This window comes from Rahnella victoriana, from assembly GCF_004330295.1.
In the GTDB taxonomy this organism is placed as follows: Bacteria; Pseudomonadota; Gammaproteobacteria; order Enterobacterales; family Enterobacteriaceae; genus Rahnella; species Rahnella victoriana.
The window spans coordinates 73,131-87,253 of record NZ_SJOJ01000016.1; the positions used below are offsets into that span (position 1 = coordinate 73,131).

7 protein-coding genes are annotated in these 14,123 nt (G+C 54.8%); 5 read left to right on the forward strand and 2 right to left on the reverse strand.

Translation table 11 applies throughout. The features are described from left to right. Positions 1–13 precede the first annotated feature (13 nt). The 4 genes from nanA to nanK all read left to right on the forward strand — a co-directional run bounded on the left by nanA (position 14) and on the right by nanK (position 4,075). Positions 14–913, forward strand: a complete 900-nt coding sequence (gene nanA / locus EYY67_RS14800; protein WP_131693794.1) for an N-acetylneuraminate lyase — start codon at positions 14–16, stop codon at positions 911–913. Positions 914–1,001: 88 nt separating this feature from the next. Further along, entirely contained in the window at positions 1,002–2,495 is a 1,494-nt protein-coding gene (locus EYY67_RS14805; protein ID WP_131693795.1) for an MFS transporter, read from the forward strand. Positions 2,496–2,513: 18 nt separating this feature from the next. Further along, on the forward strand, positions 2,514–3,203 hold the full coding sequence (locus tag EYY67_RS14810) for an N-acetylmannosamine-6-phosphate 2-epimerase (protein WP_131693796.1): 690 nt from the start codon (positions 2,514–2,516) through the stop codon (positions 3,201–3,203). Continuing rightward, positions 3,200–4,075: an N-acetylmannosamine kinase gene (gene nanK / locus EYY67_RS14815; protein ID WP_119822422.1), complete on the forward strand. Its 876-nt coding sequence runs from the start codon at positions 3,200–3,202 to the stop codon at positions 4,073–4,075. Before EYY67_RS14810 ends, nanK begins: the two co-directional genes overlap by 4 nt. A 65-nt stretch (positions 4,076–4,140) precedes the next feature. Here nanK and EYY67_RS14820 read toward each other — a convergent pair whose 3' ends face one another. After that, a complete protein-coding gene (locus EYY67_RS14820) occupies positions 4,141–5,559 on the reverse strand; it encodes a glutamate synthase small subunit (RefSeq protein WP_095924435.1) in 1,419 nt (472 codons plus the stop codon). A gap of 9 nt (positions 5,560–5,568) precedes the next feature. Next, positions 5,569–10,026 (reverse strand): glutamate synthase large subunit, encoded by a 4,458-nt coding sequence (gene gltB, locus EYY67_RS14825; RefSeq protein ID WP_119822424.1) that lies wholly within the window; start codon positions 10,024–10,026, stop codon positions 5,569–5,571. Positions 10,027–10,898: 872 nt separating this feature from the next. On the opposite strand from gltB, the gene arcB reads away from it, so the two are divergent. After that, complete coding sequence (gene arcB, locus EYY67_RS14830) at positions 10,899–13,238, forward strand: aerobic respiration two-component sensor histidine kinase ArcB (RefSeq protein ID WP_095924437.1); 2,340 nt, start codon at positions 10,899–10,901, stop codon at positions 13,236–13,238. Positions 13,239–14,123: the final 885 nt, after the last annotated feature.

Genomic DNA, 14,123 nt, shown 5'->3' on the forward strand with positions numbered 1-14,123 from the left:
CCAAGAGGCGTTTATGACACAGAATCTGCGGGGCGTGATGCCGGCATTGCTCACTCCTTTCAATCAGCAACAACAAGTGGATACCGACAGCCTGCGCCGTCTGGTGCGTTTCAATATTGAACAGGGGATCGATGGCCTGTACGTCGGCGGTTCTACCGGCGAAGCCTTCCTTCAAAGTCCGCTGGAGCGCGAACAGGTGCTGGAAATCGTGGCGGAAGAAGCGAAAGGGAAGGTGACGTTAATCGCGCATGTCGGCGCAATCAGCACCCGTGAAAGTCAGACACTCGCCGCGGCGGCAAACCGTTACGGGTTTGATGCCGTCTCTGCGGTGACGCCGTTCTATTACCCTTTCAGCTTTAATGAACATTGCGATCACTACCGTGCTGTCACAGATGCCGCCGAAGGCTTACCGATGGTGGTTTACAACATTCCGGCGCTCAGCGGCGTGAAACTGACGCTGGATCAGATCGACACCCTGATCAAACTGCCGGGCGTGGGCGCGTTGAAACAAACGTCCGGTGACCTGTATGAGATGGAAAAAATCCGCCGCGCGCATCCCGATCTGGTGCTCTACAACGGGTACGACGAAATCTTTGCCTCCGGCCTGCTGGCAGGCGCCGATGGCGGGATCGGCAGTACCTATAACGTCATGGGCTGGCGATACATGGCAATTAAAACTGCCGTGCAGGAAGGAGACGTTCAGCGTGCGATGCATCTGCAAAGCGAGTGCAACAAGGTCATCGATCTGCTGATCAAAACGGGTGTCTTCCGCGGGCTGAAAACGATTTTGCATTACATGGATATCGTCGCCGTACCGCTTTGCCGCAAACCTTTTGCGCCGGTGGATGAGCAATACCTGCCTGAGCTTAAAGCACTGGCCGCGCAATTACAGACAGAACGCAGCGCGTTCTGAATCCGGATGCCGGATTGCCCGGCATCAACAATACTCTATCAGTCCTAACCAAGGGCGGATCCCTACTCATCCGCCCCGGGGGTGATTTATGCGTAACAATGCCCGACAGATCTCATGGTTTCGCCATTTGACTAAACCGCAATGGAAAGCATTTTCGGCCGCCTGGATTGGCTACCTTTTAGATGGTTTTGATTTTGTCCTGATCGCCTTAGTACTGACAGAAATTAAAAGCGAGTTCGACCTGACAGGTGTTCAGGCCGCGAGTCTGATTTCTGCGGCGTTTATCTCCCGCTGGTTTGGCGGCTTGCTGCTCGGCGCCATGGGCGACCGGTATGGCAGAAAGCTGGCGATGATCACCAGTATCGCGCTGTTTTCCGTGGGGACGCTGGCCTGCGGTTTTGCCCCCGGTTTCACGGTGATGTTCTTCGCCCGTCTGATTATCGGCATGGGCATGGCGGGGGAGTACGGCTCGAGTGCGACCTACGTCATTGAAAGCTGGCCAAAGAATTTACGTAACAAGGCCAGCGGATTTTTGATTTCCGGCTTCTCGGTGGGTGCCGTGATTGCCGCTCAGGTTTACAGCGTGGTGGTACCGGTCTGGGGCTGGCGCGCACTGTTTTTCATCGGCATCTTACCGATTATTTTCGCCCTGTGGCTGCGTAAAAATATCCCGGAAGCAGAAGACTGGCAGGCGAAATTTGCCCATAAGAAACCGGTCAAAACCATGGTGGATGTTCTTTATCGGGGCAAACATCGCGTCATCAACGTTGGCATGACCGTCGTGGCCGCCACCGCGCTCTATTTCTGTTTTGCCGGAGATGTGGGCAGCGCCGCCGTCATTGCCATTCTGGGGCTGGTATGTGCGGCGATATTCATCAGTTTTATGGTGCAGGGCAGCGGTAAACGCTGGCCGACCGGCGTCACGCTGATGGTCGTTGTCTTCTTTGCTTTCCTCTACTCGTGGCCTATTCAGGCGTTATTACCGACGTACTTAAAAACGGAACTGGCCTATTCCCCGACACTGGTGGCGCATGTGTTGTTCTTCAGCGGATTTGGTGCGGCGGTCGGCTGCTGCGTGGGCGGTTTCCTCGGCGACTGGCTGGGCACGCGCAAAGCGTACGTGTGCAGTTTACTGGCCTCGCAACTGCTGATTATTCCGGTCTTTGCGATCGGCGGCGGAAATATCTGGGTATTGGGATTACTGTTATTCCTGCAACAAATGTTGGGACAGGGCATCTCCGGCATTCTGCCTAAACTGATTGGCGGTTATTTCGATACCGAACAACGTGCGGCAGGGCTGGGCTTTACCTACAACGTCGGCGCGCTGGGCGGGGCACTGGCTCCGGTCATCGGGGTGGCGATTGCCCAGCGTCTGGATCTCGGTACCGCGCTGGCATCCCTGTCCTTCGGGTTGACGTTCGTGGTGATCTTGCTGATCGGTCTGGATATGCCGTCCCGTATTCAGCGTTGGGTACATCCTGACGCCTTGCGCACGCACGATACGATTGATGGCAAACCTTTCAGCGGTGCATTGAAGAAAGCGAAGCCGGAAAATCCGAAAAACGGATTGATCAGAAACTGAATGTAGCAGGGAGTGTTTATGTCATTGCTTGAAAAACTGGATGCGAAGATTGCACAAGCGGGCGGACTGATTGTGTCCTGCCAGCCGGTACCCGGCAGCCCGCTGGATAAGCCTGAAATCGTGGCCGCAATGGCGCTGGCTGCGGAGCAGGCCGGTGCCGTGGCGCTGCGCATCGAAGGCATTGAGAATCTCAGGGCGACGCATGCGCGGGTGTCGGTACCGGTCATCGGCATTATTAAACGTGACCTTACGGATTCTCCGGTGCGTATCACGCCGTATCTGCAGGATGTGGACGCGCTGGCGCAGGCGGGTGCCAGCATTATTGCTTTCGATGGCACGGACCGGGAACGGCCGGTGCCGGTGGCGGAACTGCTGGCGCGTATCCACCAGCATCATTTGCTGGCCATGGCGGATTGTTCCTCGTTGCAGGACGGGCTGGATTGTCAGCGGCTGGGGGCGGATATTATCGGCACAACGTTATCAGGCTATATCAGCGGGCCGGTGCCGGAAGAACCTGATGTTGCCTTAGTGAAAGCACTCAGTGCTGAAGGATGCCGGGTCATTGCTGAAGGACGCTATAACTCGCCGCACCTGGCGGCGCAGGCGATGCAGCAGGGTGCCTGGGCGGTCACGGTCGGTTCGGCCATTACCCGTCTGGAGCATGTATGTCAGTGGTTCCGGGATGAGATCGTGAAGGTCGCCAAATGACGACGCTGGTCATCGATATCGGCGGCACCAAACTGGCGGCGGCGCTGGCAGACAGCGCCTCAAATCTCACCGGCCGCCGTGAAATCCCGACACCGGCCAGCCGCACGCCACAAGCCTTGCAGGCGGCGCTGGCAACACTCGTCGCGCCGCTGGTCTCACAGGCGCAACGGGTGGCGGTGGCCTCAACCGGCATCATTAAACAGGGCGTTCTGACGGCACTAAATCCGGATAATCTCGGAGGCCTTAGCCATTTTCCATTGGTGGATGTCCTGTCCCGTCTGACGAACCTGCCGTGCATGGCGGTCAATGACGCTCAGGCGGCTGCCTGGGCGGAGTATCACGCACTTTCAGCTGATACGACGGACATGGTGTTTCTCACCGTCTCGACCGGTGTAGGCGGCGGAATGGTCACCGGTGGCAAACTGCTGACCGGGACCGAAGGGCTGGCGGGGCATTTCGGCCATACGCTGGCCGATCCGCACGGTCCGCGCTGCGGTTGTGGCCGGACGGGGTGCGTTGAGGCGATGGCCTCCGGGCGCGGCATTGCCCGCGCCGCAAACGGTGATTTAGCCGGTTGCACAGCGAAACAGATTTTTGCTCATGCGGCGGCGGGGCATCCGCAAGCGGAGGAATTGATCCAGCGTTCAGCCCGTGTGCTGGCACGGTTGATTGCGGATATCAAAGTCGCGACCGATTGTCAGTGCGTGGTATTGGGCGGAAGTGTGGGTCTGGCCGACGGATATTTAGCGCGGGTGAAAGCATGGCTTGAGGAAGAGCCGGAGATTTGTCGCGTGCCGCTTTTCAGGGCGAAACATCAGCATGACGCAGGCTTGCTGGGTGCCGCGTTGCTGGCGCAGAACAGAATGTTGTGACGGTTGCGAAGCATAAAAAAAAGGGTCTGCCATGGCTGGCGGACCCTTTTTTATGAGGCGACGGATCAGACTTCGAGGAAGTTCATGATGCCTTCTGCCGCTTTACGGCCTTCAGCAATCGCGGTCACCACCAGATCGGAACCGCGAACCGCATCGCCACCGGCGAAGATTTTCGGGTTGCTGGTCTGGAAGGCGTTGTCGCTGCCTTCAGGGGCAACGATACGTCCCTGGGTGTCCAGCTCAACGTCATGGGCTGCCAGCCATTCCATTTTGTGAGGGCGGAAACCAAACGCCATCACCACGGCATCGGCTTCCATCACATGTTCGGAACCGGCCACAATCTCGGCACGACGACGCCCGTGAGCATCCGGCGCGCCGAGTTCAGTACGCGCCATACGCACGCCACATACGCGGCCTGAATCGTTCAGTTCGATGCTCAGTGGTTGCAGGTTGAATTTGAAATCCACCCCTTCTTCGCGCGCATTCTTCACTTCACGACGCGAGCCCGGCATGTTTTCCTCATCACGACGGTACGCACAGGTCACGTGAGTCGCGCCCTGACGGATTGACGTACGCACGCAGTCCATCGCGGTATCACCACCGCCCAGCACCACGACACGTTTCTTGTCCATCGTCACGTAAGGCTCTTCCTGACTGTCATCGTAACCCATCAGCTGCTTGGTGTTGGCGATCAGGAACGGCAGGGCATCGTACACGCCCGGTGCATCTTCGTTCGCCAGACCACCGCGCATGGACTGATAAGTGCCGACGCCGAGGAACACAGAATCGTATTCCGCCAGCAGCGCATCAATGGTGATGTCTTTGCCAACTTCAGTGTTGAGCTGGAATTCGATACCCATCTCCGTGAAGATTTCGCGACGTTTGGTCATCACCGATTTTTCCAGCTTGAAGGCCGGAATACCGAAAGTCAGCAGGCCGCCGATTTCCGGATGGCGATCGTAAACCACCGCTTTCACACCGTTACGGGTCAGCACATCGGCACACGCCAGACCTGCCGGACCGGCACCGATGATCGCCACACGTTTGCCGGTTGGCTGCACGTGAGACATATCCGGACGCCAGCCCATTTCGATAGCTTTATCGTTGATATAGCGTTCGATGTTACCGATGGTCACTGCGCCGAACTCATCGTTCAGAGTACAGGAACCTTCGCACAGGCGATCCTGCGGGCAAACGCGCCCGCAGACTTCCGGCAGACTGTTGGTCTGGTGCGCGAGGTCGGCGGCTTCCATGATGCGACCTTCGTTCGCCAGCTTCAGCCAGTTCGGAATGTAGTTATGAACCGGACATTTCCATTCGCAGTAAGGGTTACCACAGGACAGACAGCGGTCTGCCTGCGACGCAGCCTGAGTTGCTGAGAACGGCTCGTAAATTTCCACAAACTCAATTTTACGGATCTTCAGCGCTTTTTTCGGCGGATCAACACGCTGTAAGTCGACAAATTGATAAACGTTTTGACTCATCTTAACCTCTTACTGCGCTTGTACCCGCAGCTCAGCTGCGGAACGACTACGGTGACCCAACAATGCTTTGACATCACTGGACTTCGGTTTTACCAGGGCAAATTTAGGCGCCCATTCCGGCCAGTTCGCCAAAATCTCTTCACCACGGGTCGATGCGGTCAACTGTACGTGTTCGATGATCAAACCGCGCAGATGCTCTTCATGGATCGCCAGATCGGCCACTTCCAGGACTTCAACCAGTTCCGGGTTAACACGTTTGCGGAATTCGCCGTCTTCATCAAGAACGTAAGCGAAGCCGCCGGTCATGCCTGCGCCGAAGTTGACGCCGGTACGGCCCAGCACACACACAATGCCGCCGGTCATATATTCACAACCGTTATCGCCGATACCTTCAACAACGGTGATGGCACCGGAGTTACGCACTGCGAAGCGTTCACCCGCACGACCCGCTGCAAACAACTTGCCGCCGGTTGCGCCGTACAGACAGGTGTTACCGATGATGCTGGCTTCGTGGCTGCGGAACGCTGAACCGATTGGCGGACGGATGGCAATGCGGCCACCGGCCATGCCTTTGCCCACGTAGTCGTTCGCGTCGCCGGTCAGCATTAAATCGACGCCGCCTGCGTTCCAGACGCCGAAGCTCTGGCCCGCGGTACCGTTGAAGTTAATACGCACCGGATCAGCCGCCATGCCTTGATCGCCATGTTTCTCAGCAATTGCACCTGACAACATTGCACCCACAGAGCGGTCAGTGTTGCGGATATCAAAGTAGAACGCTTTGCTCTGCTTAGAATCGATGTGCGGCGCGGCCTGTTCCAGAATGTCTTTGTTAAGCTGACCCTTGTCGAACGCCGGGTTGCTTTCGGTGCAGTACACCGCTTTGCCTTCATGCGGCGTGGCAGTTGCCAGCATCGCAGAAAGGTCGAGATTGTTTTGCTTGGCGGTGAAACCGTCCAGCTCAGTCAGCAAATCGGTGCGACCAATCAGATCCACCAGCTGGCTGACGCCCAGTTCGGCCATGATTTCACGGGTTTCCTGCGTGATGAACCTGAAGTAATTCACTACGCGTTCCGGCAGGCCGTGATAATGGTTGCGACGCAGTTTGTCATCCTGAGTTGCCACGCCCGTTGCGCAGTTGTTCAGGTGGCAAATACGCAGGTATTTACAACCCAGCGCCACCATCGGGCCGGTACCGAAGCCGAAGCTTTCTGCGCCCAGAATCGCCGCCTTGATGATGTCGAGGCCAGTTTTCAGGCCGCCATCCACCTGCAAGCGGATCTTGTGACGCAGGCCGTTGGCCACCAGCGCCTGTTGGGTTTCCACCAGACCCAGTTCCCACGGACAACCGGCGTATTTCACCGAAGACAGCGGGCTTGCGCCGGTGCCGCCGTCGTAGCCAGCGATAGTGATGAGATCTGCATAAGCTTTTGCCACGCCGACCGCGATCGTGCCGACGCCCGGTTCAGACACCAGTTTCACCGAAATCATGGCTTTCGGGTTGACCTGTTTCAGGTCGAAAATCAGCTGCGCCAGATCCTCGATGGAATAAATATCGTGGTGCGGCGGTGGAGAAATCAGGGTCACGCCCGGCACGGAGTAACGCAGTTTCGCGATATACGGCGTCACTTTGTCACCCGGCAACTGGCCGCCTTCGCCTGGTTTTGCACCCTGCGCCACTTTGATCTGAATAACGTCGGCATTCACCAGATACGCCGGTGTGACACCGAAACGACCGGAAGCCACCTGCTTGATACGGGACACTTTATTGGTGCCGTAACGCGCCGGATCTTCGCCGCCTTCGCCGGAGTTCGAACGTCCGCCGATGCTGTTCATCGCTTCTGCCAGCGACTCATGCGCTTCCGGGCTTAACGCACCGATAGACATCGCGGCGGTATCGAAGCGGGTATACAGCCCTTCCGCCGGTTCAACCTGATCAACAGGGATCGGCTGGCCTTTTGGTGTCACTTTCAGCAGGTCACGCAGTGTGGCGACCGGACGCTCATTAACCAGTCGGGCGTACTTTTTATAATCGTCGTAATCACCGCTGTTCACTGCCGCTTGCAGGGTGGTGACCACGTCCGGGTTATAGGAGTGATATTCGCCGCCGTGGACAAATTTCAGCAGACCGCCCTGATCCAGCGTCTTGCGTTTCAGCCACGCGCGTTTGGACAGGTTCAGCAAATCCTGTTCGAAATCGCTGTAACCGGCACCGCCGATGCGGCTGACCACGCCGTTGAAGCAGGTGTTGCACAGATCCTTCGCCAGACCGACCGCTTCAAACAGTTTGGAACAACGGTAAGAGGCGACGGTTGAAATGCCCATTTTGGACATGATCTTGTACAGGCCTTTATTGATGCCGTTACGGTAGTTCAGCATCACTTCACGGTATTTCTTCTCGATAACCTGAGAGTCGACCAGTTTTGCCAGCGTTTCGTAGGCCAGATACGGATACACCGCAGTGGCACCGAAACCAATCAGCACGGCGAAATGGTGCGGGTCACGGGCGCTGGCGGTTTCAACAATGATGTTGGCATCGCAACGCAGGCTTTTTTCCACAAGACGTAATTGCAGTGCGCCGACGGCCATTGGCGCAGGCAGAGGCAGACGGTTCGGGGCAATATTGCGGTCAGACAGCACCAGCAGAACCGCGCCGTTACGCACTTTCTGTTCGCCTTCGTCACAGAGTTTCTGGACGAACTGCTCCATGTTTTGTTCGCTCGGATCGTAGGTCAGATCCAGCGTTTCAGCGCGATAGTGTTTACTGTCGAGCGTGGTGAGCTGTTTAAAGTCAGACCACAGCAGGATTGGCGATTTGAAGCTCAGACGGTGAGCCTGACCTTCTGCTTCACAGAACACGTTCATCTCGCGGCCAATGCTGGTCGCCAGAGACATTACGTGGGCTTCACGCAGCGGATCGATTGGCGGGTTGGTGACCTGCGCAAACTGCTGACGGAAGTAGTCATACACGATACGCGGACGGCTGGAGAGCACGGCAAATGGGGTATCGTCGCCCATGGAACCGACGGCTTCCTGACCGTTTTCACCCAGTACGCGGATGATCTGATCGAGTTCTTCGCTGCTGTAGCCGAACTGCTTCTGGAAGGTTTCCAGCAAGGTGTCTTCCAGCTCGCGGCTGCCGACCTGGTCTTCCGGCAGGTCTTCGAACGGCACCAGACGCTGAACGTTTTTCTCCATCCATTGCTTATAAGGATGGCGGCCTTTCAGGTCGTTGTCGGTTTCCGCGGAGTGGTGGATCTTGCCGCTGCGGGTGTCAATCACCATCAGTTCGCCCGGTCCGACGCGGCCTTTTTCGACCACTTCGTCCGGCTGATAATCCCAGATGCCAACTTCAGACGCACAGGTGATCAGCTTATCTTTGGTGATGACATAACGCGCCGGGCGCAGACCGTTACGGTCGAGGTTACAGGCGGCGTAACGACCGTCTGACATCACGATACCGGCCGGGCCATCCCACGGCTCCATGTGCATGGAGTTAAAGTCGAAGAACGCGCGCAGGTCATCGTCCATGTCCGGGTTTTGCTGCCAGGCAGGCGGCACCAGCAAACGCATGGCGCGCAGCAAATCCATCCCGCCCGCCAGGAACAGTTCCAGCATGTTATCCAGCGAACTGGAGTCCGAACCGGTTTCGTTGACGAAAGGCGACGCGTCCTGCAAATCGGGGATCAGCGGCGTTTTGAATTTATACGCACGGGCACGCGCCCACTGGCGGTTACCGGTGATGGTGTTGATTTCACCGTTGTGCGCCAGATAGCGGAAAGGCTGAGCCAGCTGCCAGCGCGGCACGGTGTTGGTCGAGAAACGCTGGTGGAACAGGCAGATGGCCGATTCCAGACGCAGGTCGGCCAGATCTAAATAGAAGCGTGGCAGATCCGCAGGCATACACAGGCCTTTGTAGATCGTGACCACGTTGGAGAAACTGCACACATAGAAGTCTTTATCCTGAATGCGTTTCTCAATGCGGCGGCGCGCCATATACAGGCGACGCTCCATGTCACGCGGACGCCAGCCGGCAGGCGCGTTGACAAAAATTTGTTCGATACGAGGCAGGGAGGAAAGCGCGATTTCACCGAGTACGTCCGGATTGGTCGGAACGTCACGCCAGCCCACCACGGACAGCGTCTCGTTTTGCAATTCTTCTTCTACAATGCGGCGGCTCGCCTCAGCTTCTTTTTCATCTTTGCTGAGGAACAGCATGCCCACGGCGTAGTTTTTCGCCAGACGCCAGCCACGTTCTTCGGCAATCATGCGGAAGAAGCGGTCAGGTTTCTGTAAATGAAGGCCACAGCCGTCGCCGGTCTTGCCGTCAGCAAGGATCGCGCCACGGTGTTGCATGCGGGCCAGTGCGTGAATTGCAGTACGCACGACCTTATGGCTAGGTTCGCCTTCTATATGGGCGATCAGGCCGAAACCACAGTTGTCCCTCTCTTGGGATTTATCGTACAACATAACGTGAACCTCCCCAGGCTCTGCGAGACTCTCACACCAACCGCGAGCGGTCTTATAGACGGAGGTTTGTCCGCAATTTCGCGCACTCTTGCGGTGCGTTGATTGCCCGGGCATCTCCGTCAAAGGCCTCTCGTGATGGTTCTCACAAGTGGTGGTTGACTTGTTTTAATGAGGGAGTCTTCAATTACTGCATAAATATGACGAGTTGCTCACCCGTCGAGATTGCTTCCAGCGGACTCCCAACTTAGCGAGAAAGCACAGACAGGTCAAATGGCGATTTAAGTTATATTAAAAGTGATATAAAGGACTTTAATTATTTGAAATATATATGAATTATGGCGTTTTTATTGGCATATTTTCGATGGGGTCATGCGCATAAAGTGTGAGCTGACTCACTATGGGGAAAGCGTAAGATCTCCGCACCGTGCTGGCAGGGGCGTAATTACCAGTATTTTATACTGGAAAACACTGTGCACATGCGGTTTGTCACTGTTTTTAACCTGACCGTAATAATGTGTCAGACCGGTGTTTGTAATAAGAATTATTCATACAGGCACGAATGACTTTATTTGCAGTAATAATGAATAGTTATGCCTGCGCGAAATGCGCCGAGAGGGAAGGTATTCGGAGGATAAAAGGAAAAAATGTTAGCCGGACGGCAGTTGGCAACGCGGTCAGCCTGATAAAGCCGGCCGATATTAATAATATCCCCGCCGATAATAGTCAATAACTCTGCCCTTATTTCCTGCATTGCACCATGACAAGCCCCTGCAAGGTGCATCTCACAAACTTCATGGGCAATCTCTACCCCGCCATCACGCCGGGGAGGTTTTGCGGTATGATTCAGATGACTTCGTTTTAAGGGAACCGTTATGAAGCAAATCCGGGTTTTAGCGCAGTATTATGTCGATCTGATGGTCAAGCTGGGGCTGGTGAGATTCTCGCTGCTGCTGGCGTCTGCGCTGGTGGTGCTGGCGATGATTGTCCAGATGGCGGTCACCATGCTCCTGCGCGGGCAGGTGGAAAGTATCGACGTCGTTCGTTCTATCTTCTTTGGTTTGCTGATCACACCCTGGGCGGTTTACTTCCTGTCAGTGGTGGTGGAGCAGTTAGAAGAGTCACGCCAGCGTTTAGCCCGTCTGGTCGATAAACTGGAAGAAATGCGCCACCGCGATCTCGAACTGAATCAGCAACTCAAAGACAACATTACCCAGCTGAATCAGGAAATCGCCGACCGAGTGAAAGCGGAAGAAGCGCGTCTGGCGGTGGTCGATAAGCTGAAACTCGAAATGCAGCACCGCGAGCAGGCGCAGATCGAACTGAGTCAGCAATCTGCATTATTACGCTCTTTCCTCGATGCCTCACCGGACCTGGTGTATTACCGAAACGAAGACAAAGAATTCTCCGGTTGTAACCGGGCGATGGAACTGCTGACCGGCAAAAGCGAAAAGCAGCTGATCGGCCTGACCCCGGACGATGTCTACACTCCGGACATCGCCGAGAAAGTGGTGGAAACCGACGAGAAGGTGTTCCGTCACAACGTGTCCCTGACCTACGAACAATGGCTGGTTTATCCCGACGGGCGTAAAGCCTGCTTCGAATTGCGTAAAGTGCCGTTCTACGACCGTATCGGTAAACGACACGGACTGATGGGCTTCGGACGCGATATTACCGAGCGTAAGCGTTATCAGGACGCGTTAGAGAACGCCAGCCGTGAGAAGACCACGTTTATTTCTACGATCAGCCACGAGTTGCGTACGCCGCTTAACGGCATTGTCGGCCTGAGCCGCATTCTGCTCGATACCGAGCTGGACAAAGAACAGCACAGCTATCTGAAAACGATTCACGTCAGCGCCATCACCCTCGGCAATATCTTCAACGACATTATTGAAATGGATAAAATTGAGCGCCGTAAAGTGCAGCTCGATAACCAGCCTGTCGATTTCACCGAATTCCTGACCGACCTTGAAAACCTCTCCGGCCTGCTGGCGCAGCCGAAAGGGCTGAAATTTATCATGGAGCCGGATCTGCCGTTGCCACGCAGCATTACGACAGACGGCACGCGCCTGCGGCAGATTCTATGGAACCTGATCGGCAACGCCGTCAAATTCACCCGCGAAGGGGAAATTGTGCTGAGCGTGCATTATGAGCCGAACGATATGCTGCGGTTTGTGGTGCGCGACTCTGGTCTGGGCATTCCGCAGGATGAGCAGGACAAAATCTTTGCCATGTATTATCAGGTGAAAGATCAGAACGGCGGCAAACCGGCGACCGGTACGGGCATCGGGCTGGCGGTGTCAAAACGTCTGGCGCAGGCGATGGGCGGCGATATTTCCGTCAGCAGCGTGCCGGGTCAGGGTTCCTGCTTTACGCTTACTGTACGGGCGCCAACGCTGGATGCGCCGGCTGCACTGACTGATGACGACGATGATATGCCGTTACCGGCGCTGCACGTGCTGCTGGTGGAAGATATCGAGCTGAACGTCATTGTGGCGCGTTCGGTGCTGGAGAAGTTGGGTAACAGCGTGGAGGTGGCAATGAACGGCCATGATGCGCTGGAGATGTTTGATCCGGACGAATTCGATCTGGTCCTGCTGGATATCCAGTTGCCGGACATGACCGGGCTGGATATCGCCCGTAAGCTGCGCACCGATTACGCCGGACAGCATCTGCCGCCACTGATTGCCCTGACGGCCAACGTGCTGAAAGACAAAAAAGAGTATCTCGATGCCGGAATGGACGATGTGCTGAGCAAGCCGCTGTCTGTTTCTGCGCTGACCGCGATGATCCAACAATTCTGGGATCATCAGCCAGACGTTCGTGAACCGGAACTGGAGCCCGTAGTGATGAAAGACAGTGAATCGTTGCTTGATACCGCCATGCTTGAGCAGTACATCGACCTGGTTGGCGCGAAACTGATTTATCAGAGTGCAGATATGTTTGAAAAAATGATGCCGGGCTATCTGGCCGTTCTCGATTCCAACATGACGGCGCGCGATCAGAAAGGCATTGCCGAAGAAGGTCACAAAATCAAAGGGGCAGCGGGTTCGGTTGGCCTGAAACATTTGCAGCAACTGGCCCAGCAGATCCAGACGCCGACATTGCCAGCCTGGTGGGATAACGTGCAGGAATGGATTGATGAGCTGAAGGCAGAATGGCGCAATGACATTCAGGTGTTACGCGACTGGACGGCAAACGCTGAAAAAAAATAACCCCAGCCGAGGCCGGGGTGCGCGAATACTGCGCCAACACCAGGGAAAGAGGTAACCCACGATAGTTTTTAGGGTTCGGTTTTCGCAGGTCTTGGAATTCAGTCTTAAAGTCTAATACATCCTGTAGCAATCAACATAACAAATATAAGCAGAACTGTTACAACATTCATTAAAAACTGTGATGTAGATTAGTCTTTGTCTATACAAAACATCAAGCCTTTATCGCAGGATTTTTGACAGAATACAAATGAAGCATGCTGATGTTGTATTGGTCACATGCAATTTTACTTATGGAAGTGAACAATCACAGGCTGTTTTACCGCTGATTTTGCGACATATCCGGCTATGAAACCGGTTGTATAAAACCCAAAATCACTGGCAAGTCTCTGTAATGCATCGTATAAGTCTTTTTTTTGACGACGGGAGAATACCGGAGCCAAAAAAGAGGTGAATTTTATTTCAAATGAAAAAATTTCACTTAGGGTGGTGTGTTTTTTGTCCGACAAAAAGACGTACACCCTGCTGATTTTTTACGGTTTACAGGTAGCAGATTTGACTTAGTCAGGTCGCTCATTGCGGAATAACCGGCGAGAATTTATTCATTTCCGCAGTAACGAAGCATAAGCGTGGCTAATGTATTTTTTGTTGATTTGTTCACAAGGATTTTACTTTTTTGGCGAAAAAAGCATCTTATTGAAAAAAATGATAATTTTAGGCTGAGTGTTGGAACCCGTTGATGGAAATGATCAAATCAGAATTTTCTTTCCCAAATGTAAGTAAAAGTTTCATCATTATTGCCTGATTGTTAGCAATCTTGCGAAGCATTTCGCTAGCCTGATTTTACAGGTTCTTCATGAGAATGATTAGATGGTCAGATGTGTTGTG